The sequence below is a fragment of the Klebsiella sp. RHBSTW-00215 genome (assembly GCF_014103785.1).
In the GTDB taxonomy this organism is placed as follows: Bacteria; Pseudomonadota; Gammaproteobacteria; order Enterobacterales; family Enterobacteriaceae; genus Klebsiella.
The window spans coordinates 3188965-3215084 of the sequence record NZ_JABXQS010000001.1 but is presented as its reverse complement, the minus strand read 5'-3'; the positions used below and the strand labels follow the sequence as shown (position 1 = coordinate 3215084).

Here is a 26120-nt window from a genome sequence, read left to right as displayed (position 1 = left end):
AGCCGCCGCCCGGCAGAAACGCGAGCACAATCTTTAAACCTGGTTTGTCATCAGTCTCGAGCTTCAGATTCTGAAGCCTTTTTCTTTTTTACGCCGTATCACCCTGCGCCAGCTTCTGTTTGATGCCTTCGTAGTACTGATCGTTGATCACATATTTTTTCATAAACAGACCGACGATCAGGTTAAATACGGACGGGATCAGCGTCATCATCAGGGTGATGCCCAGCAACGATGACGGCGACTGTTCGACATCCGCCTGATAGCCGAAGAAGCTCAGCGAAAAGCCGATAAACCCGCCCGCCAGCCCCATACCCAGCTTCTGGAAGAACAGGATCCCGCCAAACGCCAGCCCGGAAACTCGGGTGCCGGTTTTCACCTCACCATAGTCCACTGCTTCTGCAATTGATGCCCAGTACACCGGAAGCTGCATATCGCCCAATAGCGTAATGATGAAGAAGAAAACAAATGCCAGATAAATGTTCTGCTCGCCAACGACGAAGTACATGGCAACCCCGGCGACGAAGGTTAGCAACTGGGTATAACGGAACATTTTGATTTTGTCGTAGTAGCGAGCAATCGTCCCGGCCAGCAGCATTGCCATAACGGACGCCACAACACCGGTGGTCAGGAACGGAGAAATCAGCTCGTTGCCGCCATGCAAGTAGTACTTGGCGTAATAAGCTGCGACCGAGTTACGTACGATGCCGCCAAACATGATCAGCGCTATTGAGACGCCGAGAATTAGCCACTGGTCGTTCTTCATCAGATTCTTGAACTGAGTCGGAAAATGGATGTACTCGGTTTTATGCGTAATACGCTCTTTTACCGTGAAGAAGCAGCAAATACACAGTAGCGTCGACACAATCCCCATGGAGCCCATTGCCAGTTGGTAACCGCTGGCCAGGTTGTTTTTGCCAAAGTACAGCGCTGCCATCGGCACGATGATGGTGACTAAAAACATAGCGATTTTGGTCATCACAAAGCGATAGCTGTTCGCGCTCAGGCGCTCTTTAGGATCGTCGGTAATAACGCCGATGAGTGAAACGTAAGGGATTGAGATAAACGTATAGGTTAGCGTCAGCGCAATGTAGGAGCCCCAGGCCCAGATAAGCTTGCCGGTATAATCGAAATCTGGCGTGGTGAACATCATCCAGATGGTTATTCCGAAGGGGATGGAGAAAAACAGCAGATAAGGACGGTATCTTCCCCAGCGACTCTCTGTCTTGTCGGTCATCATGCCAATTAATGGGTCGATAACCGCATCGATAAAGCGTACGCCAATCAGCAGAATCCCCAAATCGCCAGGGGTCAGGCCGTAAACGTCCGTATAGAAATAGGTAATAATCATCGCCATCGACATCATTACGATAGCGATAGCCATATCACCAGCACCAAAGCCAATCTTTTCCCCGATTGAAAGTTTCATAGTCTCACATGTCCTGATACGAGAGTGTTTGAGGCGTCGCCGCAGTTCATTAAAAGTAATATCACTAAATTGGTATCTACCACAATAAAAATCAATGTCTTTTGAGATGTTCATTGGATTTTTTTTGTAAGCAATTGATATTTATTGATTTGTGTAAATTTATTTTGATATTCATCACAAAATTGTGCGCTTTTTATTCTTGTTATTTATGAATGGTGGCTTTATTGGTATCTACCAATTTTGGTTTTCAGAGTGATATTAATGAATGAGGGCCTGATTCTGCTAGCGCAAAATCAGTAACCGGTCAGTTAGCCGGATCGGGCTCTTACCTCTATGACTATTAAGGATATTTATATGGCTTTAGTTGGATGCGATTCGGTGGTTTACAACAAAATTTTCGGGGCGCTGGCGTGTGCGGGGATGGGCGATGCGCTCGGCGCGGCGACGGAATTGTATAGCATCGATGAGATTAAACAGAAGTGGGGCGGTTGGTTAGACAAGTTTGTCGAGCCGCCACTGGATACTTTTGCCGGTTCACTAAAGGGTGTGGCGGGTTTAATCACCGACGACTCAAGCCAGATGTATGTTTTAGCGGAAGCGTTGATTGCTGCGGGCTATGGGCAGTTCACCAACGATGACTGGAAAGCTGCGCTGCTGCGCTGGGCCGATATGATGCCTTACGCTATGTACAAAGGGCCGACGACAGAGCAGGTCGTGAAAGCGCTGCGCGAGGGTTACCCTACCAATACGATTGGGCGCATTGGAACCTCGACCCGCCAGGCACCGAACGTGGGTACCACTAACGGCGCGGGAATGCGCGTGGCCCCTGCTGGATTGATCTATCCGGGTCAGCTCACTAAAGCCTGTGACCTGGCGCTGCTGACCTGCATTCCCTCGCATGATACCAATATCGCTATTGCCAGTGCCTGTGCAATTGCGGGCGCAACTTCTCAGGCAATGGTGGTTGATACCACGCTGGATGAGATCATTGACGCCACCCTGGAAGGTGCACGCTATGGCGAATCGCTGGCGAAAAAACATGCGCGCTGCGTCGCCGGTCCTTCCATTGAAATGCGCACCCGACTGGCGGTAAAAATCGCCCGCGAAGCGGATTCACTGGAAAAATGCCTGTATGAGATTGAAGGCTATATCGGTAACTCCGTGGCGGCACATGAGTCTATCCCGGCGGCAATTGGTCTGCTGGTCTTTTGCGAGGGGCGTCCGTGGGAGACCATTGTCGCCGCAAGTAATGTCGGTAACGACACGGACAGTATTGCTACGATGGCCGGGGCGATTGCGGGTGCCTGGAAGGGATTCGACGCGCTGCCGAAAGAGCAGTATGCGTTTTTCAACTCCGTAAACAGTCGCGACTTTAATCTGCCGGAGATTGCTGCCGGACTGACGAAGCTGGCCATGGAATCGCTGAAGGGTTAACGAAAAATGAGAGCGGATAGGGAAGATAAGGTCATCATGCCATTGTCCTGCACCCGGCAAGAAATTGCCGGGATCTCCGGTCTGCTATCCGCGATGCAGTCTCAGTCTGATGGTCTGGAGGCATTAGCGGATATTGATTTTGCCGCGCTGGAAAAGCTGTACCTGGTGGGATCCGGTGATTCGTACGCCATTGCGCTGATGGTAGAGGCATATCTAAATCGTTGTGGGGCGATTCGATGCCGCGCCGTGCAGTCGTTTACCTTCCTGGGCCTGTCAGCGGCGCATTTTAGCGCTGGTTCGCTGGTGGTTGTCATCAGCGCCAGCGGCAGACCTTCTCCGGTTCTCGATGCGTTTGCTCACGCGCTCACGATGAAAGCCGGGGTTGTTGGGATGACCAACTCACCGGGAAGCCCGTTTGCTAACTTATCGTCGCGAATGCTGTTTACACAGGCATGTAAAAAAGGGATGCCGACCCAAAGTAGTTCCGCAACGCTTTTTTTATTAATGAAGCTTGCTGAGCGGATTATTCAGGCGAAAACGGCGGTGCCAGAAATAACCAATGTCGATATTCCACATTTGTCTCAGGATTGGGAAAACGTGCAGTGGCAGACATGGCTGACGAAGTATGCTGAGGCATTTTTCTCCCGTCGGGTGATTTTTCTGGGCAACGGGATAACCTGGGGGATGGCGTATCTGTCATCGAACCTGATGGCCTGTGGGCCGCAAATCGAGGCCAGTTTTTTCCCCATTGAAGAGTATTGCCATGCACTAAGGCTCAACCAGGCCAATCAACAGCATCTTGTGGTCATGTTTCCCGAAAAAGATAAAGACCAGGCACTGTGTTCCTCTATTCAGCAGCGTTTGATCCGCCAGGGGGCATTGTCATATTGCTTTGCGCCGCCAGGGAATTTCAGAGTACATGATTATTTACAGCGAAATATGCTGCTGCTTTTCCAACTCTCTTTAACACTGGCGGAGCGTTACGTCGCAATGGGTGGAGAGCGCGTTACATTCGAGGATATAAAATGATAAAAAAATATGATGTCGTTGCGGTCGGAAGTGGCAACATTGATTTGGTTTTTCGGGTGCCCAGGCTGCCGGGAAATGATGACAAAGTCGTTGGCAAAAAAATATCCGAAAATGTGGGCGGCACCGTAGCGAATAGCGCGTGCATGATGTCAACGCTGGGGCTGAAGGTGGTTTCATTATCCAGCGCTGGCGACGATCGCTATGGTCAGCTCATTGTCGATGATTTTAATCGTCACGGTGTTGATACTCGCTATATCAAGATCAACCCAGGTCAGGATCCTAATATGGCGATTATTATTCTCGATGAGAGCGGTGAGAAGTCATTAATCTATGCTCCGGGGGGTAATTGCGAATGGGATCAGCAGACGGCGTTTACCGCGATTGCTGAAAGCAAAATTATGTACACCATGCCGGGCGACCTCGAAAAATATGCGATTCAGGCACAATATGCCCATGAGCATAATACCCTGGTAGCGGTCGATATTGAGCCGCATATTGCTAGTGATAAAGAGCAGTTGGAGAAAATATTAAGTCTCGCCGATATCGCTATATTCAACCAGGATGGTTTTACCGCTAGCTGCAATTGCGACCCGGAATGGCCGGTGCTGCATGCGCTACGCCGCAAATATTCGCTGTCTGCGCTGGTGGTGACCTGCGGTGCCGATGGGGTTATTGCGGTCAGCGAGCGGGAAGAAGCACGTCATTCTGGTTTTAAGATCCCGGTTATTGATACCACTGGCGCAGGCGATACCTTTAACGCCTCCTTTATTTACACTTATGCTAATAACTATAAATTAGCGCCAGCGATTGAGTTTGCCAGTGCTGCCGCCGCGCTGAATATTATGCAGATAGGTGCCAGAGGACATTTGGCCAGCATTGACGAAATTAGCCAGTTTATTTCATCCGCAAAAGGAAAGGAGTAGGTTTTGAATATTAAAAATATTTTATTATCCGGTACTGCACTTTCAATATTACTGGGTTTTTCAACGTACTCTGTTGCCAATGAATCGGGCCTTAAATTTCTTGGCGAGTATACGATACCGACGTCATTTACCTGGAAGAATGTGCCCTTTGGTGGACTCTCGGCAATTCGCTGGCATGAAGGCGAGCAGCGTTTTTATGCTATTTCTGACAGCCGGAATACCCCAACGGAAGGTAAACCGCGTTTCTATAAACTGAAAATCGATCTCTCTATCGCAGGTATTAAGGATGTTGTCGTCGAACAGCAGTACGATCTTCTTGATGCCGGTGGCGAAGCGTTTAAAAAGGGATTTGTCGATGCGGAAGGGATGGTCATCACCCCAGAAAATCAGCTGCTCTGGACCTCTGAAGCCGGTAGCCCGCTGCGTAAAAGCACGTTAACCGGCAAATTCGTTGAAGACCTGAGCGCTGTCTTTCCTGAGGGGTATTCGGTTGATAGTAAAAAAGAGGATCCCGAAGGATTTCGCAGCGGCATTTCCTGGGAAGGACTTTCGTTTACCCCGGATAATCAATATCTGTTCGTGGCGGCTGAAGGGGCATTAAAACAAGATGGTCCGCTGGCCTCGCCAATGAACTCAAGCCCGGCGCGGATTTTAAAGTTCCGCTATCACGGCGGTGATAAGAAGCCCGAACTGGAAAAGTCTTTCCTCTACAACGTTGACCCTGTGGCTCATATCTCGACGTTTGGGATTAACGATAACGGCGTGTCGGAAGTTTTAGCGCTTAATGAAAATAAACTGCTGGTGGTTGAGCGGTCTGGACGTAATGCTTCCGAAGGGTTTAACGACTGGGATTTTTCCATCAAGGTATGGCTGGCGGATACTACGGCAAGTACGGATATCAAAGAGATTAAATCGCTGGCGCAGGTTGAGAAGCGGAGCATCATTCAACCCGCGGTGAAAAAGTTGCTCATTGATTTCTCTGATGTGACGAATGCACCGGACTGCATAGAAGGCGTCACCTTCGGTCCGCTGAACGATGGCAAAAAGACGTTGATATTTGTTTCGGATAATAATTTTCAGCCGCATCAAAATACGAAATTCTATCTGTTCCAGGATGTGAATGATGTACTGAAGTAGCAGAATAATTTCCCCCTGAGAGGAGAATGCCATGCTCAGGGGGGGAAAGGTTTATTTGTGGTTGAAGCTGTCTTTAGTGATTTTAATTTCGTAGGAATAACGGCTGGCAGGATAGATCATTTCGACATATTCCATCGGTTTTCTGTTAACGGAAAGTGTGACTCTGGTGCAGGTCAGAACGACATCATGAACGGAGAGTTCGAGCAGTGAAGCCTCTGCGGAAGAGGGCTGGCGAGCGCTAATCGTTTCATAAGCTTCAAGCAGTTCAAGTCCCATTTTTTGTGCCAGTAGCTTATACAGGGAACCAAATTCAAGCAGCTCCTCTTCGGTAAAAGCATTATTTTCATCGATAGGAAGATAGGTTGTTTGAATGCCCATTGGGGTCGTGTTGTCGAAACGAACTCTCTTAATTCGCAAAACGCGAGTGTGGCCGGAAAGCTGTAATGCATTACGAATAGGTTCATTAACGGAAACGAAGCCAAATTCAAGGATCTGCTGCTTTGGCGTTCCTTTACGCGCGAGGATATCATCGGTGAACCCATGAAGCTGGCGCTGGGAACGGCGGCTGAGTTCAGGAAGAACGAATGTCCCGCGACCATGCTCGCTATGCAGATATCCTTTTTGGCGTAAATGTTCGATTGCTTTGCGAACTGTAGTTCGACTGGTTTGATAGCGCTCAGCTAGCTCGCGTTCTGTGGGAATGGTTTCATTTTCTGGCCATTCATAGTTATCGATTTTTTCTTTAATGATAGTGAACAGATCCAGATATTTTAATGACTGTGAATCATTGCTCGAAGGGGAAGACAGGCCTGACATGTTTTTTTCGTTCCGTGGTTGGTACCAATGATGTTCTAACTGTAGTGGTTTTTAGATTTTGATGCAATTGAAGCCGATTCTGAAGAGGTGATTGATATTAATTGTTTGTATTTTAAACATTTTTTCTTTTGCTTGCGAATGTGAACTGTATCACGACTTGTTCTTTTGCTATGGTGGTATCTACCAATTTTTCATTGTATACTTTTTACCATGAACAATCCTGGTAGAGATGACTAACCGAATATATAGAGGCTCTTTTCTTACAAAGGAAGTCGGTTTTTTATTTTACATAGGGATTTTGTATGTCTGAGGTGTTTATTGCGCTTTTGGTAGGTATTGTCACCGGGCTTATCTTTAGCATTTTCAAACTTCCAATACCTGCGCCACCGGTGCTGCCGGGAATTATTGGTATTGTTGGCGTCTATCTTGGTAGTAAGGGTTATCACGTTATTATGCAATTTATTGGTTAATGAAATATTATTAAGGGTAATAATAGTGTTATCAATACCAAAGGTTATTTTACATGAACATTTGGAAGGGGCGGTGACGGCAAATTTAGCTGTGCACTTATCAAGAAAAAATGGGATTGCAATTTCAGATGAATATATCAGGCGCTGTGCAGTTCCTGGTGATTATGATTATGCGTGGGATAAATCAGACTTTGCACACTTTATAAAAGTTTATGATTTTATTTCATCATTGATTAAAACGCCGGAAGATTATTATCTGGTGACGGCGGATTTTATCTCACGCAATGCACAGGCAGGCATGATCTATTGTGAACAGCTTATTTCTCCGGACCATATGATGAGGGTTGGCGGTGGCGACGGTGAGAGCAATTATCTTACCTGTTTGCATGAGGTAACCAGGGCAATTAAAGACGCTGAGGAACAATATGGTACGGTCACCCGCCTGCATGTTGTTCTTATCAGGCATGATGGAATAGAGCGAGCGGCTGCGGTTGTGGAGCTTTTTATGAACCATCCTGACCCTTATATTGTTGGCGTTAATGTTGCCGGCCATGAAGGTATGCATCGTTTTAGTCACTATGTTCCTTCTCTCAATATGCTCTATCAGCAAGGTCTGCGTGGCTCTTTACACGCCGGAGAAATTTGCGGTGCGCAAAGTGTAAAAGAGGCGCTGACTGCCGGTGCCTCGCGTATTGGTCACGGTATTCGCGCCATCGAGTGTCCGGAGCTTATTGCGGAACTTGTTGAGAAAGAAATATTACTCGAAGTCTCATTAACCAGTAACCATTTGCTGATTACTGACATCCAGCAGGGGAATAGTACTCATCCAATAAGAGCGCTTTATGGTAGCGGCGTGAGGCTAAATCTTAATACGGACGATGCTGGTATTTGTTCAACGGATATATTAAAAGAATACCAATTTGCCATGGATTCATTCGGTTTTCAACGCGCGGAGCTAATTGATATTTCGATGATGGCGATTGAAGCCTCATTTGTTGCAAAGGATATTCAGAAAACGCTTTTAGAAAAAATATGCACAGCAGTTATCAGTGATGATATTGATTTTTTTGCTATCGCACAGAAGTCCGCTCACTCTCCAGCGCTTCGCGCGAGATTTGCTAAAAGATACGAACAACTTACATCAACCAGATAATTATGATAGGGGTAGATCATGAAAAGGATAATTCCAGTAGCATTCATTGTATTGACCGGTCTGGCGGCGCACAGCGTTTACGCTGAACAGCCGCATGGTTTTATCGATTATCGTCACGAATATTTAGATAAGAAAAGAACCCATGCCGACCGCGTTGAGTTCGGGACCTTCTTTAGTAACGGTATCGGGTTAATGGGTGAATTACGTTACAACACTCAGGAAGGCAATAAGGATAAATGGGACCCGTCGCAGTTTAATAACAACGGTTCCGGCCTTTCTATTGTTTACCGTTTTAAGCCACTGGATGATAAAAACTTCTGGCTGGAGCCGATGTTCTGGTTAGATTCTACCGAATACTGGACCACCTACGAGTATGGTTTATCTGCGGGTTATAACTTTAGCAAAGCCTGGCGCGTCTCCGGTCGTTTCCGTTATGACATGGATAAAGCCACCAGTAAATCAAAAGGCTATGGTAACGATGATCGCAATAACCGGCGTTACGATCTGTGGGTTGATTATCGCCCGGATAATAGTAATTTCCAGTATCAGCTGAATCTTGTTTATTATAACAATGGCTATATTACCTGGGATAATGGCAACGAAAACTATACTGCCTCATTTAAAGTCGGATACAAATTTGGTTCATGGGTACCTTACGTCAGTATTGCCGATTATCGTGGTACCGATAAAACCACCGATGAACGTCAAGGCCGTTATCGTATGGGTTTAACTTATACTTTCTAAATTTAAAGTTAATATAATTAAATAAGGGACTGTTATGATTAAAGTCTACCGGTACGCTATTGCTTTATCCTTATTAAGCTATGTTCCTCTCTCTCTGGCGGAGGTGACAACGGTTGAATCAGATTCGTATGAAACCGTTGGGAATATTATTAAAGAGAAGGACGCACGTTATCAGCCAGAAAATGTCTTACTGGTATTTGATATTGATAATACGGTCCTGACTAGCCAACTCGAAGTGGGCGGCGATATCTGGTATCAATGGCAAACCAACAAGCTACCGTTGAAACCCAGTGCTGACCAGAAGGTCTCTTGCTTATACGAAGATTCCATTGCGCTGCTTTATAATATTGGCACCATGACGTTGACCGACCCCGGGTTAGCGGCGCAGATGAAATCCTGGCAAGAGAAGCACAGCGTTTTCGCGCTGACCTCGCGCGCGCCTGATACCCGCTATGCTACTGAGCGTGAGCTGAAAAAGAACGGTATCAATTTTAGTGCTTCACCACTTAAGCCGCTTAATGCAACCGATGCGCCTCTTTATGAGGGCAGACTGAAACGCTCTTATATTTATGGCAACGGCATCATGCTGTCATCCGGGCAGGATAAAGGCGTGATTCTGGATTTCTTGCTCGATAAAACGCAGCGTCAATATCAGTCCGTTGTTTTTGTTGACGATGGTACTGCCAATATCAACGCCATGAAGAATATGCTGGCGAGCGATAAATATAAGAATGTCGATTCCGTTCTGATTCATTACGCCAAAGTAGAATCAGATTTGATTAAGAAGCAGGGGGCGGTATTAACCGCTGAACAGGCGCAGCGGATGAGCAGCGAATGGACAAAGCTCTCCAGTACTTTGCAGACCATTTTCCCGGAGCGGGTGCAAAGCTGTAGTTCTGACAAGAAATAGCGTCTTCGGCATAAGTAAAGATTAACGGCTCAGGTCATAGCCGTTAATCTTACTTCGTACGGGAGTTAACCCTCTTTCGGCAGATACAGGCTGATTTGCTCTTGCGTGCAGCCGTAAATTGCCGCCAGCTTTTCGCGAGTGCGCTTTTGCGGGCGGGAGTCGATAGCTTCCAGCTGGGAAACTGCAGACTGGCTAATGCCGAGCTTGTCGGCGACTTCCTGCTGCGACAGACCGCGCAGGATGCGCCAGGCGGCCTGCAGGCTGACTTTCTCTTTATCCATGATGTCGCAGACGTCACCCGGCAGCATCACGTCATCATAGATATCGTGTTCTACCGGAATATCTTCAAAATCCGCTGCCGTTTCATCATCCAGTTCGGCTAGCTGCAAGCACATATGGAAGTATTCGTCGTAGGGGATCACGGCGTACTGCGCTTTCCCTTCATCATCCTTAATTATCTGAACAGCCATAGGGCGTATTCTCCTCGTGCAAATAGGTCGTTGAGGTTCTGCGTTTTATGGACACGATAAACAGGTCTCTAAGCGTCAGCCCCTGACGAGTGAAGATGATCCGATAATCCCCCACCCGAAGGCGGTAATGATTCTCTGGCTTAATCAATTTTCTGACATCGGGCCGTGGAGCTGAACGGTCGCCTAAATCTGCTAACCTGCTTTTGATTCGCTCCTGATAGCGATAATCGATATTTGCCAGTTCCTTTTTTGCAACTTTTGACCAGATGATCATGCTATGTACCTCCACTGTACACCTTGATTGAATATAAGAAAATAATAAGATTATTAGATAAATTCTGAATTTCTTATGAGGGTACGATAGCGCAGAGTCATCATCTTACGAAGACAGAAACATTGGCTTTGCGAGGCGACTCGAAATCGCCTCCGCCGGGCGGCAGAGGCGAATTAAACGGGGGAATTAACCGGCGAAGCGTTCGACTTTTTCGAACGCCGCGCGCAGGGTTTCGGCGTTCAGCTCAACCGGCAGGAAATGGATGGACTCCACCGGGCGCAGGGTATGAGCGATGACTTTATCCAGCTCCTGGCGGTTGTTGATATCGACCTCCAGCGCTGCCAGGGTGGTCGGCAGGTTAAAGCGCTGATACGCCTGCACCAGCTGCGCCAGCACATCGTCCTGACCAAGCAGGGCGCTCTGTACCAGAATGCCGTAGGCGACTTTGGTTCCATGCAGATATTTCTCGGTCTGCGGCAGCACCGTCAGGCCATTGTGCACCGCATGGGCGGCGGCGACGCGAGTGTAGCGCTCGCCTAATCCGCCGACCATACCGCCGCCGGCGATAACCGCGTCTACCACATCGCGGAAAGCCTGAGTCAGCTCGCCGCGCTGCTGGTCGGCCAGCGCGGTTTCGCTGCTTTCCAGCAGCACATCGCGGATCGCCAGCGCGCCGTTGATGCCGAGGCGTACGGTGAGCGGCAGCGTCTCCGGCTGCGGGGCCAGCACCACCGCTTCATACCACTTCGCCAGCGTATCGCCGATACCCGCCAGCAGATATTCCGCCGGTGCGTTGAGGATAATTTGCGGCTCCACCAGCACGAGGAAGTTGGCGTCGTCGAAGATTTCAAACTGCAGCGCCTGACCGGCGTCGTTGTACCACACCGACAGCGGCGTCCACGCTGCGCAGGTGGCGGCGATGGTGGGGATCGCCACTACCGGCAGGCCGAGGCGGCGGGCCAGCGCTTTAGCGGTATCCAGCAACGCGCCGCCGCCGACGCCAATCACCACTGACCGATCGTCACCAGACTCGCGGGCCAGTTCTCTGACGTCGCTTTCGCTGCAATGACCTTTAAATAAGATTCTTTTGGCTCCAGGCGCGTTAAACGCTTCCGGCAGGAAATCCTGCGCGCCAGCGATAGCCCGCTCGCCGTAAACCCATACCGCCCGTGAAAGCTGCTCTTCGCTATAAAAATCATGCAGTCGGGCCAGGCTGCCGGGATGGGAGTAGTAGTTGGCGGGGCCGGGGACCACGCGGATATCGCTGTGACTCATAAATGCTGTCCTTGTTGTGTTTCGCTAACCTGATGTTATGTCTGGACATCCGGATGGCTAATATTATTTCGCTTTATCTTATGCCTTTTATGCATTTGTCAGTCAAGGGCGGCTATGAAAAATTCATTAAATCAGAAGATTAATCGACAGGGTACAGGGGATGACCGGCAATCGCCTTGAGATGCAAAACATTAGCCTGGCCTTTTCTGGCTTCCGGGCGCTGAGCAACGTGGCATTCACCCTGAAGGGTGGTTCGGTGCATGCGCTCACCGGGGCTAACGGCGCGGGTAAATCGACGCTAATGGCGGTGCTGTGCGGTACGCACGCGCATTACGAAGGCGAAGTGGTGATCAACAATCAGCCGGTGAGTATTCGCTCGCCGCGCGATGCCAAACAGCTGGGTATTCATCTGGTGCAGCAGGAGGTAGATGTTGCGCTGGTTCCGGGCCTGAGCATCGCCGAAAACATTATGCTCGACAGGCTGGCGGAACCCGGGATCGCCTTTCGCTGGGGACGACTGCGTCAACTGGCGCGCGAAGCGCTGGCCCAGTTGGACGTCACCCTCGACGTGCGGCGTTCAATCGATAGCTGCACGCTGGCGGAAAAACAGCAAATTCTGCTGGCCCGCGCCCTGTCGCATCATTGCCGTTTTCTTATCCTCGACGAACCCACCGCGCCGCTGGACCAGAACGAAAGCGAACGCCTGTTTGCGGTGGTTCGCCGCCTGCAGCAGCAGGGGATTGGCGTGGTGTTTATCTCGCATCGTATTCATGAGCTGAAGGCGATTTGCGACACCCTAACGGTGCTGCGCGACGGTCGCCTGATTGAGAGCGGGCCGATGGCTGAACTGAGCGGTGAGCAGATCGTCGAGAAGATGCTCGGCCATGAGCTGAGCGATATCTTTCCGCCGAAGCGTCCGCCGCACAGCGATGAGGTGCTGTTGCAGGTTGAAGGGCTGCACGACGAAGGGTTGCTGCAGGATATCTCCCTGCGCCTGCGCAAGGGGGAAATTCTCGGTATTGCCGGGCTGGCTGGGGCCGGGAAAACGGAACTGTGCAAGGCGCTGTTTGGTGCCAGCAAAAGCCGCCTGACGCATGGAGAGCTGAACAACCAGCCCTGGCGACCGCGCGATCCGGCGGATTCGGTGGCACGCGGTCTGGCGCTGGTGCCGGAAGAGCGGCGCAAAGAGGGGATTTTTATCGAGGAGCCGGTGGCGATGAATCTGGCGGTCAGCGCCGATAACAGCTTTTCCCGCTGGAGCCTGTTTGGTCATCGTCAGGCCTGGCGCTGGGCGGAAGAAGTCATTGCGCGGGTGGGTATTCGCACTTCCGGACCGGCGCAGACCCTGCGCCGCCTCTCCGGCGGCAATCAGCAAAAGGTAGCGATTGGTAAATGGCTGCGTGGCAACGCCAACGTGCTGATTTTTGATGAGCCGACCAAAGGCGTCGATGTGAAAGCCAAAACGGATCTATTCAATCTGATTGATGGCCTGGCGCGGGAAGGCAAAGGGGTGATTTACGCCTCAGGCGAATTCTCTGAGCTGGTCGGCCTGTGCGATCGCATTTGTGTGCTGTGGGATGGGCGCATCGTGGCGGAAATTCCGGGCGCAGAGGCCCGGGAAGAGAACATTCTTTATTACTCCACCGGAGGAGCAGCAGCGTGAGTAAGGCCCTGACAGTTAACGCGACGGTATTGGGCCGTCAGCGATTTTTTGATTTTCTCTACAAATGGGGCATGTTGCTGACCGTTGTTCTGCTGATCGCCGTTTTTGGCCTCGCGTCGGACAACTTCCTCGACCCGTTTAACATCATCAACATCCTGCGATCCATCGCCATCGTGACGGTGATCGCCATCGGCGTGTCGATATCGCTGACTATCGGCGGTTTTGATTTGTCGGTGGGATCAACCGCCTCGCTGGCCAACGCGCTGGTGATTTCGCTGTTCGTCTGGCACGGCTTTGGTACTACCGAGGCGATCCTTATCACCCTGGCGCTCTGTACTTTAGTTGGGCTGTTTAATGCTTTTCTGATCGTGATCCTGCGTATTCCCGACATGCTGGCGACGCTCGCCAGCCTGTTCGTGATTCAGGGGGTGGCGATGACCTACAGCTACGGCGGATCAATCACCGAAAACATGGTGCTGCCGAGCGGCGATATGGCGGAAGGTGCGATTCCGGCAGCGTTTGGTTTACTGGGGCAGGTGCCGACTATCGTGATCATTATGCTGGTGGTGACCGTTATCGCCCAGCTGGCACTCTCTTTTACCACTCACGGACGGCGGATGTACGCCATCGGCGGCAACCCGGAAGCGGCGCGCCTGTCTGGCCTGCGGATCACTCGCTACAAAGTGGCGGCCTACGTCATTGCTTCTCTGCTGGCAGGGCTGGGCGGCATTCTTCTGGCTTCGCGTATCGGTTCATCGCAGGTGAATGCCGGTAGCGGCTATCTGATGGATGCGGTCGCGGCGGCGTGGATCGGCTTTTCGCTGGCCGGTTCCGGTAAACCAAACGCACTCGGTACGCTGGTGGGGGCGGTGATTCTGGGCGTGCTCTCCAACGGCCTGGTGATGCTCTCGGTGCCGTATTACGCAATGGACATTATTAAAGGGCTGGTACTGGCTGGCGCACTGGCACTGACCTATTTTCAGCGCCGCACTTAAAATTTTACAGGGTAAACACTATGAAAAAGATAACGCTTTCACTCATCGCGCTGGGGTTGTTCAACTCTGCGGTGGCCTTTGCTGAAACCCCGACGCCGGTTCCGGCGGCGATTGCCGAACATAGCGGCCCGATTCGCATCGCGGTGATCCGTAATTTGGGCTCTGACGATAACACCACCCAGTTTGTCTCCGGGGCGATTCAGGAAGGTAAAAAGCTCGGTTTTAAAATCAGCACCTTCCTCAGCAACGGTGATGATGCCAAATTTCAGGACTTCGTTAACCAGGCGATTAGCCAGAAATATGACGGCATTATCCTTTCCCAGGGGCGCGACCCTTACGCCACCGCGCTGGTGAAAAAAGCCGTGGATGCAGGGATTAAAGTCTCGGTCTTCGATACCGCAGTCAACGGCGAAATTCCGGGCGTGACCGTCACCCAGCAGGATGACGCCTCGCTGACCGAACTCTCCTTTGGCCAACTGGTGAAAGACTTCAACGGCAAAGCCAATATCGTCAAGCTGTGGGTCGCAGGCTTCCCGCCGATGGAGCGCCGTCAGGCCGCTTACCAGACATTGCTTAAGCAAAATCCCGGCATCAAGGAGCTGGAGTCGATTGGCGCCGTCTCTTCTGACGTGCAGGGCGATACCGCCAACAAAGTCGGCGCGATCTTAGCCAAATACCCGAAAGGCAAAATTGATGCTATCTGGGGCACCTGGGATGCCTTCAGCCAGGGCGCTTATAAAGCGCTGAAAGAGAATGGCCGCACCGAGATCAAGCTCTACAGCATCGATATTTCTAACCAGGATCTGCAACTGATGCGCGAATCAGGCAGCCCGTGGAAGGTGAGCGTGGCGGTGGATCCGAAGCTTATCGGCGCGACCAACGTGCGTCTGATCGCCAATAAGATTGCTGGTGAGGCGACTCCGGCCACCTACGACTTTAAAGCCGCGGCGATCCCGCAGGCGCTGCTGGCGGCGCAGCCGGGAGCGGTGAACGTCGCCTCGCTGGGTAAAATTATTCCGGGCTGGGGCCAGACCGAAGACTTTATCGCCCCGTGGTTCGCCACTCTGGAAGCGAAAAACAAATAATAGCGTCCGGTGGTTGTCTGGTGCCCTCACCCCGACCCTCTCCCACGGGGAGAGGGGGAAAACCAGCGCCACCCGGCAACAGGAGCTAACGTGACTGCATTACCCACCCCCGAATACAGCCGCAATATGCGGCTGATTGGGCATAGCGAACAGGGGGGACGCCCGGATGGCGTCCAGTTGATGGTGCACGGCGGCTTTGCTTATATCGGCCATATGGTGTCGCAAGGCTTTTCGGTGGTTGACGTGCGCGATCCGAAAAATCCGCGAACGGTCAATTACATTGCCGCGCCGCCCGGTACCTGGAACGTCCATTTGCAGGCCCATGACGATCTGCTGCTGGTGATCAACGCCCGGGATCTGTTTGCCGATACCCGTTTTGCCGACGAAAAGGTTTACTACACCCGCTCGGTGGGCGAGACGGTCAGCGACGTGCAGGATAAGGGCTGGAGCGCCGGGCTACGAATTTTTGATATTTCGACGCCGGATAAACCGCGCGAAATCAGCTTCCTGTCGCTCAACGGGATCGGTATTCACCGGATCTGGTACGTCGGTGGACGCTGGGCCTACGTTTCCGCGCTGATCGACGGTTTTAGCGATTATATTTTCCTGACCATCGATCTGGCCGATCCGCGTAAACCTGAAGTCGCCGGGCGCTGGTGGCTGCCGGGAATGAATCAGGCGGCGGGGGAAACTCCGCAGTGGCCCGAAGGTAAGCGCTATGCCCTGCATCACGCGATTATCGCCGGGGACACCGCCTACGGTAGCTGGCGCGACGGCGGTCTGACGCTGCTGGATGTCAAAGACCGCGCGCAGCCGAAGCTGATTAGCCATCGCAACTGGAGCCCGCCGTTTGGCGGCGGTACCCACACCGCTCTACCGCTACCGGACCGCGATCTGCTGGTGGTGCTTGATGAAGCGGTGCTGGATAACCAGCAGGATGGCGAGAAGCTGATCTGGCTGTTTGATATTCGCGACCCGACAAACCCGGTGAGTATCTCGACTTTCCCGCAGCCGGATGAGACCGACTATGTGGCGAAAGGGGCGCATTTCGGCCCGCATAACCTGCATGAGAATCGTCCCGGCAGCTTTGTCAGCTCAACGCTGATTTTCGCCACTTACCAGAATGCGGGCGTTCGCGCTTACGATATATCTAACCCTTATCGACCGGTGGAAACCGGGGCGCTGGTGCCTGCCGCTCCGGCAAAAATGATGGATACCCGCCCGGGCCGCCCGCGGGTGATTCAGTCCTGCGATGTGTTTGTTGATGCGCAGGGGATTATCTACAGCACCGATTACAACGGTGGGCTGTCGGTGATTGAGTATCTGGGGTAGGAATATTTCCCGGAGGCGGCGCGTTGCGCCTGTCCGGTTTGCGGGTTTGGTAGCCCGGACTGATGTGCAGCATCGCCTCCGGGGGAGTGGGGAAATCCCCGGAGGTGGCGCTTGATACTCATTAACCGTACTGACGAATTCGCGCAATCAGCTCATCGACGCTGTCGATGCGATCGGCAAGCACAATCAGCGCTTTACCCAGCGTGATAGCGTGGCGCAGGCATTCATGGCGCATAGCTTCGTCCTGAATAGTGTCGATATCCGCCACGTGCGATAGTCCGACGCTGCGGCGAATCAGCTCGGTGCCGCAGAAGCCAATAGCATCAGCCCACGCTTTCTTCAGGAACGTGGAGGCATAGCCGGGGTAAGCCAGCGCAGCGTCGCGGGTTTTCTCCGCCGCCAGCGCCTGGAAACGCTCGGCGAAGGTATTCCAGAACTGCTGAATATCGCTCAGACGCTGTTCGCGGGCGGCGGCGGCATCGCGAATACCTAAATGCCCTGGCAGGCCGCAGTAGTTGAGCAGCAGGTTGCCGATGGCGGTGCCGATATCAAAACCAATCGGCCCGAAATAGCCAAACTCGGCGTCGATAGCTTTAAAGCTGCCTTCGGCGACGAATATCGAGCCGCTGTGGATATCGCCGTGCAGCAGCGCTTCAGCATGGGAGAAAAAGCGGTGCTTCAGCGCGGCAACCGCCAGCTTTAGCTGGGCATCGTCGCGCAGGGCGGCGACATCGGCTTCCAGCGCAGCGGGGTAATTATTGCGTTCGTGAACCTGATACGGATCGTTAAAGAACAGGTCCTCGGTGATTTCGCACATCTCTGGGTTAATAAATTGTGCCACCTGGGCCTTTTTCTCATGCGGATGCAGATAAAAGTCGCTGGTGTGAAACAGCGCCTGGGCCAGGTATTCCCCCAGCTGGCTGGCCGCCTGCGGGTAGTAAATGTTGTTAATCAGTTCGCCACGCCAGATACGGTGATCGGAGAGATCTTCCATCACCATCACCGCCAGCTCGGGATCAAAATGCAGAATTTGCACCGTGTGCTGCGGGCAGTGCTGATAGTGAGCGACCAGGGTTTGCGCCTCAAGGCGGGCGCGGTCGAGCGTTAGCGGCCAGGACTCCCCGACGCAGCGCACGTAGGGTAAGGCCTGCTTAACGATAACCCGGCTGACGCCCTGGTTATCAAAGATTTTAAATACCAGATTGAGGTTGCCGTCGCCCACTTCCTGTGCGGACACCAGTTCTGACGGGTTATCGAGACCGCCAAATTGTTGTGCGTAAGCCACCGCATCGGTGGCGGTGAAAGTATGGTATTGCGACATTGCCTTGATCCTCAAAATTCTGATTAAGCCGTTCAGACGTCTATACTTCTGGATTCCATCCTGACACAATGTGATACAACAACGCAACAGGGATTTAACTAAATGCAGACACTACAGACCACCAGCCTGCGGGTAAGCGAAAATCAGCTCTTTATTCTTGACCAGCAGGCTCTACCGCAGGAAAAACGCTGGCTGGCGGCGGATAACGTGGCGCTGCTGGTTGACCACATTCACGCCCTACGGGTGCGCGGCGCGCCGTTGATTGGCCTTTCCGCCAGCCTGCTGCTGGCGCTGTTGGGGAAGCGCGGTCTGACCCGTGATGAGCTGAATCAGGCGCTGGAGACGCTGCGCGCGGCGCGTCCGACGGCGGTAAACCTGATGAATAATCTCGATCGTATGAAGCTGGCGCTGGCGGAAGAGAACTATCCCCAGGCGCTGGAAGCGGAAGCGCTGCGCCTGATCGCTGAAGATAAGCAGCTTTGCGCCCATATTGCCGAAGCTGGCAGCGCCCTGGTCACGCCGGGCAGCCGCCTGTTAACCCACTGTAATACCGGCGGTCTGGCGACGGCAGGGGTGGGTACCGCGCTGGGGGTGATTGCGCTGGCGCACGAGCAGGGGAAAGTGGCGAACGTATGGGTGGATGAAACGCGTCCTCTGTTACAGGGCGGACGCCTCACGGCCTGGGAGCTGGGTGAGCTGGGCGTGCCGTATCGACTGATTACCGATTCGATGGCTGCCAGCCTGATGGCGCAGGGGCAGGTCGATGCGGTTTGGGTCGGCGCTGACCGTATTGCCGCCAACGGCGACGTAGCGAATAAAATCGGCACCTATTCGCTGGCGGTGCTGGCGAAGTATCACCAGATCCCGTTTTACGTGGCTGCGCCGCGGACCACCCTTGACCGTCATTGCCCGAACGGCGCGGCGATTCCGATTGAGCAGCGGGCGGCGGCGGAAGTGACCGGCGTCGCTGGAAGTTTTGGCGCGGTGCAGTGGGCGCCGAAAGACGCGGCGGTTTATAATCCGGCGTTCGACGTGACGCCCGCCGCTCTGATTAGCGGCTGGGTGCTGGATACTGGCGTGGTGACCCCGGCGCAGGTTGCAGCCGGGGCGTTCAAGCCAGAAAAGGCCTGAATCAAAACGCGAAGCGGCCTTCGCGGCTTCGCATATCGATATTGCCCGGTGGCGGCTGGCGCCTTACCGGGCCTACGGGAGTGATGCCCGGTTTGATATATGAATCGCGTGCCAGCCGCCACCTGACAAGCGTGCGGGCACGATAATTAAATCATGGCAGCACCATCTCGACAGCCGGAGCGGACTGCCGGTCGATATGCTGGCCCAGCGCCGTCAGCGCTGCCTGATAAGGGCACAGCGTCCCGACATCAGTCGTCTGGCAACCCGACTGACGCCACTCCTGGCGCAGCATCGGGTGCTGGCTGTCCGGCGTTTGCAGACGGCGTAAATCGTCCAGACTCTGCGCCTGGAAGTAGACGCGCAGGTAGCGTTGACCGCTGTGGGTATCGCGCCAGCGTTCCAGCACCAGGCTGCTGCCCGGTGGGATATTACCCCGGCTGTATCCCGGTAGCTGCCAGCTAAAATCCATCAGCGTGCGCACCATGGCGATATTGGTATCGTGGGCCACCAGCAGCAGCCAGCGCACGTTCGGCGTTGCGCCTTCTTTTACTCCTTCAAGCATGGCGTTGAGCAGAATCGACCCGCGTTTTTGCGCGGTATAAAAAACGTCGTTGCTCAGGTCGTAGTTTTCCGTGAGCAGCGGCAGCAGGGCGGTTATCTGGCTGGCACGGGTGATGTTGCCCCACGCCAACTGGCTGAGCGGCAGGTTTTCGCTCCAGCCCAGGCGCAGCGTCTCGACCATATTTGCCATCACGCTCAGCCCGCTAATCGACGTTTTTCCGCTTTTGCTCTGTTCGACCTGCCACGGCAGCTCGAACACCGGGCAGGGCTTATCGGGAACGCAGACCGCCTTTTTCAGTCGCTGAATCGCCGGAGCCAGCGCCTGTCGACGTTTTGCCAGATCTCCGGCTTTCGCTTTCACCTCCGCCAGCTGGCGAGCGGGGTCGGTTTGCGTGGCGGCAAACTTATCGGTCTGAAACAGCGGGTCGGCGTCGGTGCTGACGTAATGAATCTCTACGCCGCAGCCGGGAAATGCGCCATCAACCAGCGCTTGTGCGGTGGCTCGCGTGCGCTGCAAGGGGCTGGCGCGAACGTAAATCTCTCCGCTCGCCGGGCAGCCCGCCGTCAGCAGGCCGAGCTGGCGATAGTGTGCGCCTTCTTCGCGCCCTTTATTCACCACCGCGGCATAGCCATGGCCGGTCAATTCGCCGTCGTGAGTGGTCCACTGAGTCCACGGGCGCTGGGTTGCCGCCTCGATGGCCTCCCTGTTGCCTGGCGTTGGCGGGCGAATACCATGGCGGCTGAGTTCAACCACTTTTTCCAGTTGATATTGCGCAGCAGCGTGGCCCGGGGCCGCCAGCAGCGGCAGGGCGCAGGCAAGCAGCAGGCGTAGCAAAACCTGATGTCGTACAGGCATCATAAGATCTTCCTTATGGGTTAAAGAGTTATGAAGAGAATGAAGTCTGACGTTCTATCGCGTGTCGCCTTGCGACAATCGCGGCGGTGGTAAAACAGAATAGCGCGGACATCAGGCCGGTGCCCACCCAAAACAGCGACAGCGCACTGAAGTCGTACAGCGTTTTACCGTTTTCGATAATTGCCGTTTTGTCGATGATTATCCCGGTCAGAAACTCGCCGAGGCCGGCCCCCGCGTAGCTGGCGATACCGATGGTGCCGAGCGCTGCGCCTGCGGCTTTGCGCGATGAGATATCGACGGCAATTAATCCGCCGAGGAAGCAGGTCAATGCGCCGATGGTCGCGCCGAAAATAATCATCGCCAGAATATCGCTGTAGTAGCCGTGCGGCGACCAGAGCATTAGCGCGAAGCCTGCGGTGTTGAGCAGGCTGATAAACCCGGCCATCACGCTGCGGTTACGCGGGAAGAAGCGATCGGAGAGCATCCCGGCGATAATGGTTCCGGCAATCCCGGCAATAGCGTTGACCCCGACAATGCCTGACGCCTCCAGGGTGGAATAGCCTTTATCCTGCTCAAGGAAGAAGATCCCCCACGAGTTCACCGCATAGCGGTCGATATACATAAACGCCGAGGCCAGCGCCAGCGTCCACAAGGCCGGATTGCGCAGCGCCAGCAGCTGGTTTTTAAACACCGAGCCGCGCGCTTCGGTCTCCTCCAGCGGTTCATCGCGAATCACGTTGATTGACGGAAAGCCGCTGCTTTGCGGGGAATCTCGCATAAACAACAGCAACAGCACGATCCCGGCGACACCGAGCGCGGCGGTTGAGAGATAGCCCATCTGCCAGCCGAACCCGGCAATCACCGCCGCGATCACCATATAGGTCATCGCTTCGCCGATGTTATGCGCCGTTGACCAGATGGCGTAAAAGGTGCCCCTCTCTTTACAGCCGTACCAGCGCGCCAGCGACACCGCGCACGGGCCGACGCCCATCGATTGCGCCCAGCCGTTGATCCCCCAGAAGATGGCCAGCAGCATGGCATTGGTGGTCATTCCCATCATCAGGTTCATCCCGGCGCTCAGCAGCAGCCCGAGGCTCATATAGCGCACGACGTTGGCATGATCGGCGATAAAACCGTTCACCAGTTTGCCGATGGCGTAGCTAAAAAACAGCGTTGAGCCGATCATGCCAAGCTCGGTCGGGGTTATGCCAAGCTCAACCAGCGCGCTCTTGGCGACGGTAAACGACAGTCGGCAAACATAGAACGTGACGTACGCCAGGGTCATGGCAATAAAGGTTTGCCAGCGCACAAAACGAAAACGTTTCTCATCAAATTGCACGCCTGCTTTGGGCGGTAAGGCCCGAAAAAACGCAATAATTCCAGACATTGTGTTATCTCCGAAGGTCGGAGGCCTGACTGATTGATGTGGTTCGTCCGTGAGGGATTATCGTCTTTGTGTAGAGTACATAATCAGATAAAGCCTGACCCCATACGGGTTAAGGTAATGGGTGGCAAAGCATGTTTTTTAATTGTGGGTAGAGCGTTTTACTGGCCAGCAGCAGCGGGTTGCCATTGCGAATGCCATCCGCTGCCAGATAGTCATTGGTGAGGCCGCCTGCTTCGCGCATCAGCACCAGCCCCGGCAGGCCATCCCACGGATTCATATGCGGTTCGTAGTAGCCGATTAAGCGTCCCGCTGCCGCCCACGCGCTCATTAATGCCCCGGAGCCGTTGCGGATAAACATGCCGCCGTCGCTGAGCAGCGCATCGAGGAAAGGCAGGAAGAGAGCAGGCGTCACGCGGTGTGAGGTGCCGACGCCCATGACTCCCTCTTTGACCGTGGTTGCCGGATGCGGCGTGATAGGCGCGTCATTGAGCCACGCGCCCTGGCCTTTCAGGGCGTGGAACAGCTCGCGATGGTTGGGGTCATACACCACGCCGATAACCGGTTCGCCGTCGGCGACGATAGCCAGCGAAAGACACCAGGTATGCAGGCCGTTAAGAAAGCAGCTGGTGCCGTCGATAGGATCGACCACCCACAGCACGCGGGCGTCGGGCATCTGCGTTCCGCTCTCCTCGCCAAGAAAACCATCCTGCGGGAATGCGCTGATAATGCGTTGCTTAACAAACTCTTCGACCCGCTTATCGGCGACGCTGACCACGTCCTGTAGATCATTGCCTTTATGATCCACCGCCAGCCGGTCGCGCTGTTGATAGTATTCGAAAGCTAATTCCGCACCAGCCTTAGCCAGCTCGCAGGCCAGGCGATAGCGGGCTTGCAGAGCGTCTGATTCCAGAGGTTTCATGCTTATTCTCCATTTTGCACACGTGTGCATTTTGCGTGTAAAAAATAGCCCCGAAGGGCGAAATGAGTGTGGAGGGATCTTAAAGATTATTCTGTGATCGCATCTGCATAAAATGAAATTTTCATTTTGCGCTTTGACGAATGATTAATTTCACGGGTACTTCGCGGTGGCGCGAGGGCAGGCTGAATTTGGCGATCCTCGTGACCAGTAGATCCACCGCGTGATGGGCGAGCAGGGCGGTATTCTGCTGCACGGTGGTGAGCTGGTAGGGTTGCCAGTCGGCCTGGGGGATATCATCGAAGCCAATAATCGCCGGCAGGGGCGCGGAGGGGTTATCTGCCCGCAGGCCATCCAGCGCGCCGAGCGCCAGCATATCAGTGGCGCAAAATAGTGCCTGGAGCTGCGGATGTTCGGCGAGCAGCTGCCTGGCGGCGGCAAAGCCTGCCTGATAACCGCCGCTTTCGCAGAAATGCGCGGCAACGTCCATACCTTGAGTATGGGCGACAAACGCTTCGTAGCGCTGCCGGGTGCTGAAGTTATCCAGATTTTCGCCAATAAAACCGGCCTGTTGCCACTGACGCTGGGTAAATAAATCGGCGACCAGTTTCGCTCCCTGGGCGTTATCGCTGCAAACGCGGTCGCAGCCGGTTAAGTCGGCGTGACGGTTGATAAGCGTCACCGGGATTTTTCGCTCCAGATACTCTTCCGCCAGCGACAGCGGCGGTGCCCCGGAGGTGATAATGACCCCTGCGACGTGGTAGCTCAGCAGCTGTTTAAGCGACGGAGCAAGCTGCTGCGGATCGTCGGCGTTCATCAGCAGCGGCATAAAGCCGTTGAGCGCCAGCTGGTGAACCAGCGGCGACAATAGCTTGCTGCGAAACGGGTTATCAAATCCGGCGGTGACGATGCCGATAAAATTGCTGCTGCCGGTAATCATCGTGCGGGCGATGATATTGACCTGATAGCCGAGTGTTTCCGCAGCGGCGAGAACTTTCTGCCGGGTTTTATCCGCCACCGATGCGCCGGGCGTAAAGGTACGGGAAACCGCCGAACGAGAGACGCCTGCGAGTCGGGCAACGTCCTCAGCCTTAATCCATTTTTTTTCGCTCATAGTGTCAGGGTACGGGTTGTTCTCAGGGAGCCATGGTCGGCAACGAAAAGTAGTAAGAAGGTACCACATAAATCCCCGGGCGAGCAGAGGGTTGGCGCTCTTTCCCTGTCAGCTTTTGATATATATTATTCCTAATCATTTATTTCACTAAGCATTGTAATAATATAGATATATGTGTGGCTAAAATAAAAATTCTTTATAAAACAAAAAACTAAACTCTCTTTTTATAGCATATTCATGTGACGCATAAGTTATGCTATCTGCGTTATAGACAGCAATTATTTCCGCAAGCTAATTTCATCTGTATTACCAGGGCTGAATATAAATATTGTTCGATTTATAACTTGCGGAGTCAAACCTGTGGCAAGAAACCATTTTTTGCATATTTCCGGCGCGGCGATATTAACTATGCTGGCGTTGCCTTCTTTATCTACGGCCTATGCGGCCAATGTTAAAATCGTTATCAACCAGTCGCCATGGCTCGATGGCTTTAAAAAAACAGTCGAAAAATATAATCATGACACCGGAAATAACGTCAGCATTGATGCGGTACCCTACGGCGGATTACTCGATAAAATTCGCAGTTCGGTGCGGGCGAAGGAGGGTGTCTATGATATCACTATGATAGATATCAACTGGTTAGGAGAGTTCTACGGTGGCGGTTTTCTTACGCCGATTAAAAGCATTGAGGCCGATTATCGCCTGCCTGAGCAGGTACTGACATTTGGCGATGCGCTTTACTGGGACAATGCGCGCAAGGTTTTCAATAAACAATCCGGCGATCTCTATACCTTCCCGGTTACCGCGAATCCGCAGCTGTTTTATTATCGCAAAGATATTTACCAGAAGGCCGGACTGACCCCGCCGAAAACGTGGGGAGAATTAACCGAAAACACCAAAAAACTGCATCAGCCGCCGCGCCAGAATGGTTTTTTGATTCGTGGTGGTCCGCAGGATATCGTTTTTGATATTTCACCCTTTCTGCTCTCTGCCGGTGGTGGGATATTTAAGGATCCGCGTGAAGGTGATTTTAATATTATCCTCAATAGCCCGGAAACGTTGCGTGGGCTTAAATACTATATCGCCATTGCCAAAGCGGGTTACAGCAATCCTGGCGCATTAACCCAGGGGGAGTTAATTCAGCTTTTCGCCACCGGGAAGGCCGCGCAGGCGAATATTGTGGCGGCGGCCCGGGGCCCGCTGAGCAATCCGGATAGCTCCATCGTTACGGACAAGTATGGCGTTACGGTTATTCCTCATCCCGCTGGAGCTAAGGGTGTTTATGCCGCAGGACACTGGGTTGGCGGTATCCCACAGAATATTCCGGCGGCAAACAAGCAGGCGGCGCTGGATTTCTTCAAATGGTATGAAGAACAGTCCAGTCAGGTTTATCTGTATGAATCTGGCGGTGTGCCGGTACGTTCCGACCTGGTGGGCGTTGCAAAAGACCCGCTCAACTTCTTACCTTCGCTGACGGAAGCGACCGCCGAGGCGCAGATTATTAGCCCGGTTAAGGAGTCCGCCCAGATCAACGCGCTGCTGGGGCTCCAGCTTTACAAAGCGCTAAGTGGCGAACAGTCGGCGGAGAAGGCGCTGAATACCGCCGCACATCAGGTATATCAGCTGCTGTCGGCGGCGGGTTATCAAACGCAGCTTCCGCCGGATCTGCCTGATGATGCCGCGAGCAAAGGATAATCG

Annotated in this window: 24 protein-coding genes; 14 read left to right on the top strand and 10 right to left on the bottom strand. The window is 53.2% G+C overall.

From position 1 onward, the window contains the following. Positions 1-88: 88 nt before the first annotated feature. Complete coding sequence (locus HV127_RS15235) at positions 89-1426, bottom strand: MFS transporter (protein WP_182237038.1); 1338 nt, start codon at positions 1424-1426, stop codon at positions 89-91. A 354-nt stretch (positions 1427-1780) separates the two neighbouring features. Here HV127_RS15235 and HV127_RS15230 point away from each other — a divergent pair, with 354 nt between their 5' ends. The 4 genes from HV127_RS15230 to HV127_RS15215 are packed head-to-tail and all read left to right on the top strand — an operon-like array spanning position 1781 to position 5949. Beyond that, complete coding sequence (locus HV127_RS15230; RefSeq protein ID WP_182237036.1) at positions 1781-2860, top strand: ADP-ribosylglycohydrolase family protein; 1080 nt, start codon at positions 1781-1783, stop codon at positions 2858-2860. Between the two features lie 6 nt (positions 2861-2866). Then, positions 2867-3889, top strand: coding sequence for an SIS domain-containing protein (locus HV127_RS15225; RefSeq protein WP_182237034.1), 1023 nt, complete (start codon positions 2867-2869; stop codon positions 3887-3889). Then, positions 3886-4812, top strand: a complete 927-nt coding sequence (locus HV127_RS15220) for a carbohydrate kinase family protein (protein WP_228727463.1) — start codon at positions 3886-3888, stop codon at positions 4810-4812. The genes HV127_RS15225 and HV127_RS15220 overlap by 4 nt, the downstream gene beginning before the upstream one ends. A gap of 3 nt (positions 4813-4815) precedes the next feature. Further along, a complete protein-coding gene (locus tag HV127_RS15215) occupies positions 4816-5949 on the top strand; it encodes an esterase-like activity of phytase family protein (protein WP_182237032.1) in 1134 nt (377 codons plus the stop codon). A gap of 51 nt (positions 5950-6000) precedes the next feature. Here HV127_RS15215 and HV127_RS15210 read toward each other — a convergent pair whose 3' ends face one another. Then, positions 6001-6765, bottom strand: a complete 765-nt coding sequence (locus tag HV127_RS15210; protein WP_023302184.1) for a GntR family transcriptional regulator — start codon at positions 6763-6765, stop codon at positions 6001-6003. A gap of 302 nt (positions 6766-7067) precedes the next feature. Here HV127_RS15210 and HV127_RS15205 point away from each other — a divergent pair, with 302 nt between their 5' ends. The 4 genes from HV127_RS15205 to HV127_RS15190 are packed head-to-tail and all read left to right on the top strand — an operon-like array spanning position 7068 to position 10042. Then, positions 7068-7235, top strand: coding sequence for a XapX domain-containing protein (locus HV127_RS15205; protein ID WP_182237030.1), 168 nt, complete (start codon positions 7068-7070; stop codon positions 7233-7235). A 25-nt stretch (positions 7236-7260) separates the two neighbouring features. Then, a complete protein-coding gene (gene add / locus HV127_RS15200; protein WP_182237028.1) occupies positions 7261-8388 on the top strand; it encodes an adenosine deaminase in 1128 nt (375 codons plus the stop codon). An 18-nt stretch (positions 8389-8406) separates the two neighbouring features. Beyond that, complete coding sequence (locus HV127_RS15195; RefSeq protein ID WP_182237026.1) at positions 8407-9132, top strand: oligogalacturonate-specific porin KdgM family protein; 726 nt, start codon at positions 8407-8409, stop codon at positions 9130-9132. Positions 9133-9166: 34 nt separating this feature from the next. Next, positions 9167-10042 carry a DUF2608 domain-containing protein gene (locus HV127_RS15190; RefSeq protein WP_182237024.1) on the top strand — a complete coding sequence of 292 codons (876 nt, stop codon included), beginning with the start codon at positions 9167-9169 and terminating at the stop codon, positions 10040-10042. Positions 10043-10107: 65 nt separating this feature from the next. Here HV127_RS15190 and HV127_RS15185 read toward each other — a convergent pair whose 3' ends face one another. The 3 genes from HV127_RS15185 to HV127_RS15175 all read right to left on the bottom strand — a co-directional run bounded on the left by HV127_RS15185 (position 10108) and on the right by HV127_RS15175 (position 12061). Continuing rightward, positions 10108-10512, bottom strand: coding sequence for a helix-turn-helix transcriptional regulator (locus HV127_RS15185; RefSeq protein ID WP_182237022.1), 405 nt, complete (start codon positions 10510-10512; stop codon positions 10108-10110). After that, complete coding sequence (locus HV127_RS15180; protein WP_182237020.1) at positions 10493-10786, bottom strand: type II toxin-antitoxin system RelE/ParE family toxin; 294 nt, start codon at positions 10784-10786, stop codon at positions 10493-10495. Before HV127_RS15180 ends, HV127_RS15185 begins: the two co-directional genes overlap by 20 nt. A gap of 186 nt (positions 10787-10972) precedes the next feature. Continuing rightward, positions 10973-12061 (bottom strand): oxidoreductase, encoded by a 1089-nt coding sequence (locus HV127_RS15175; protein ID WP_182237018.1) that lies wholly within the window; start codon positions 12059-12061, stop codon positions 10973-10975. 160 nt (positions 12062-12221) lie between these two features. Between HV127_RS15175 and HV127_RS15170 the strand changes: the two genes are divergently transcribed. The 4 genes from HV127_RS15170 (at position 12222) to HV127_RS15155 (ending at position 17136) form a co-directional block, all read left to right on the top strand. Continuing rightward, positions 12222-13724 carry a sugar ABC transporter ATP-binding protein gene (locus tag HV127_RS15170; RefSeq protein WP_182237016.1) on the top strand — a complete coding sequence of 501 codons (1503 nt, stop codon included), beginning with the start codon at positions 12222-12224 and terminating at the stop codon, positions 13722-13724. Next, positions 13721-14719, top strand: coding sequence for an ABC transporter permease (locus tag HV127_RS15165; RefSeq protein WP_182237014.1), 999 nt, complete (start codon positions 13721-13723; stop codon positions 14717-14719). The genes HV127_RS15170 and HV127_RS15165 overlap by 4 nt, the downstream gene beginning before the upstream one ends. A 20-nt stretch (positions 14720-14739) precedes the next feature. Next, positions 14740-15804 (top strand): sugar ABC transporter substrate-binding protein, encoded by a 1065-nt coding sequence (locus tag HV127_RS15160; protein ID WP_182237012.1) that lies wholly within the window; start codon positions 14740-14742, stop codon positions 15802-15804. A gap of 90 nt (positions 15805-15894) precedes the next feature. Further along, positions 15895-17136, top strand: coding sequence for an LVIVD repeat-containing protein (locus HV127_RS15155; protein ID WP_182237011.1), 1242 nt, complete (start codon positions 15895-15897; stop codon positions 17134-17136). 121 nt (positions 17137-17257) lie between these two features. Here HV127_RS15155 and mtnK read toward each other — a convergent pair whose 3' ends face one another. Further along, a complete protein-coding gene (gene mtnK, locus HV127_RS15150; protein WP_182237009.1) occupies positions 17258-18457 on the bottom strand; it encodes an S-methyl-5-thioribose kinase in 1200 nt (399 codons plus the stop codon). Positions 18458-18559: 102 nt separating this feature from the next. Between mtnK and mtnA the strand changes: the two genes are divergently transcribed. Beyond that, positions 18560-19588, top strand: a complete 1029-nt coding sequence (mtnA, locus tag HV127_RS15145; RefSeq protein ID WP_182237007.1) for an S-methyl-5-thioribose-1-phosphate isomerase — start codon at positions 18560-18562, stop codon at positions 19586-19588. A 151-nt stretch (positions 19589-19739) separates the two neighbouring features. Here the strand turns inward: mtnA and HV127_RS15140 are convergent, their stop codons facing one another. The 4 genes from HV127_RS15140 to HV127_RS15125 form a co-directional block, all read right to left on the bottom strand. Continuing rightward, positions 19740-21008 (bottom strand): histidine-type phosphatase, encoded by a 1269-nt coding sequence (locus HV127_RS15140; RefSeq protein WP_182237004.1) that lies wholly within the window; start codon positions 21006-21008, stop codon positions 19740-19742. Positions 21009-21033: 25 nt separating this feature from the next. Continuing rightward, positions 21034-22392 carry an MFS transporter gene (locus tag HV127_RS15135; protein ID WP_182237002.1) on the bottom strand — a complete coding sequence of 453 codons (1359 nt, stop codon included), beginning with the start codon at positions 22390-22392 and terminating at the stop codon, positions 21034-21036. A 109-nt stretch (positions 22393-22501) separates the two neighbouring features. Beyond that, positions 22502-23311 carry an inositol monophosphatase gene (locus tag HV127_RS15130; RefSeq protein ID WP_182237000.1) on the bottom strand — a complete coding sequence of 270 codons (810 nt, stop codon included), beginning with the start codon at positions 23309-23311 and terminating at the stop codon, positions 22502-22504. Positions 23312-23432: 121 nt separating this feature from the next. Beyond that, positions 23433-24422 carry a LacI family DNA-binding transcriptional regulator gene (locus HV127_RS15125; protein WP_182236997.1) on the bottom strand — a complete coding sequence of 330 codons (990 nt, stop codon included), beginning with the start codon at positions 24420-24422 and terminating at the stop codon, positions 23433-23435. Between the two features lie 360 nt (positions 24423-24782). Between HV127_RS15125 and HV127_RS15120 the strand changes: the two genes are divergently transcribed. Further along, entirely contained in the window at positions 24783-26117 is a 1335-nt protein-coding gene (locus HV127_RS15120; protein ID WP_182236995.1) for an extracellular solute-binding protein, read from the top strand. Positions 26118-26120: the final 3 nt, after the last annotated feature.

Coding starts and splice junctions, on each gene's coding strand:
- HV127_RS15235 (WP_182237038.1), bottom strand. CDS start 1,426: ATGAAACTTTCAATCGGGGAAAAGATTGGCTTTGGTGCTGGTGATATG.
- HV127_RS15230 (WP_182237036.1), top strand. CDS start 1,781: ATGGCTTTAGTTGGATGCGATTCGGTGGTTTACAACAAAATTTTCGGG.
- HV127_RS15225 (WP_182237034.1), top strand. CDS start 2,867: ATGAGAGCGGATAGGGAAGATAAGGTCATCATGCCATTGTCCTGCACC.
- HV127_RS15220 (WP_228727463.1), top strand. CDS start 3,886: ATGATAAAAAAATATGATGTCGTTGCGGTCGGAAGTGGCAACATTGAT.
- HV127_RS15210 (WP_023302184.1), bottom strand. CDS start 6,765: ATGTCAGGCCTGTCTTCCCCTTCGAGCAATGATTCACAGTCATTAAAA.
- HV127_RS15205 (WP_182237030.1), top strand. CDS start 7,068: ATGTCTGAGGTGTTTATTGCGCTTTTGGTAGGTATTGTCACCGGGCTT.
- HV127_RS15195 (WP_182237026.1), top strand. CDS start 8,407: ATGAAAAGGATAATTCCAGTAGCATTCATTGTATTGACCGGTCTGGCG.
- HV127_RS15190 (WP_182237024.1), top strand. CDS start 9,167: ATGATTAAAGTCTACCGGTACGCTATTGCTTTATCCTTATTAAGCTAT.
- HV127_RS15185 (WP_182237022.1), bottom strand. CDS start 10,512: ATGGCTGTTCAGATAATTAAGGATGATGAAGGGAAAGCGCAGTACGCC.
- HV127_RS15180 (WP_182237020.1), bottom strand. CDS start 10,786: ATGATCATCTGGTCAAAAGTTGCAAAAAAGGAACTGGCAAATATCGAT.
- HV127_RS15175 (WP_182237018.1), bottom strand. CDS start 12,061: ATGAGTCACAGCGATATCCGCGTGGTCCCCGGCCCCGCCAACTACTAC.
- HV127_RS15170 (WP_182237016.1), top strand. CDS start 12,222: ATGACCGGCAATCGCCTTGAGATGCAAAACATTAGCCTGGCCTTTTCT.
- HV127_RS15160 (WP_182237012.1), top strand. CDS start 14,740: ATGAAAAAGATAACGCTTTCACTCATCGCGCTGGGGTTGTTCAACTCT.
- mtnK (WP_182237009.1), bottom strand. CDS start 18,457: ATGTCGCAATACCATACTTTCACCGCCACCGATGCGGTGGCTTACGCA.
- mtnA (WP_182237007.1), top strand. CDS start 18,560: ATGCAGACACTACAGACCACCAGCCTGCGGGTAAGCGAAAATCAGCTC.
- HV127_RS15140 (WP_182237004.1), bottom strand. CDS start 21,008: ATGATGCCTGTACGACATCAGGTTTTGCTACGCCTGCTGCTTGCCTGC.
- HV127_RS15135 (WP_182237002.1), bottom strand. CDS start 22,392: ATGTCTGGAATTATTGCGTTTTTTCGGGCCTTACCGCCCAAAGCAGGC.
- HV127_RS15130 (WP_182237000.1), bottom strand. CDS start 23,311: ATGAAACCTCTGGAATCAGACGCTCTGCAAGCCCGCTATCGCCTGGCC.
- HV127_RS15125 (WP_182236997.1), bottom strand. CDS start 24,422: ATGAGCGAAAAAAAATGGATTAAGGCTGAGGACGTTGCCCGACTCGCA.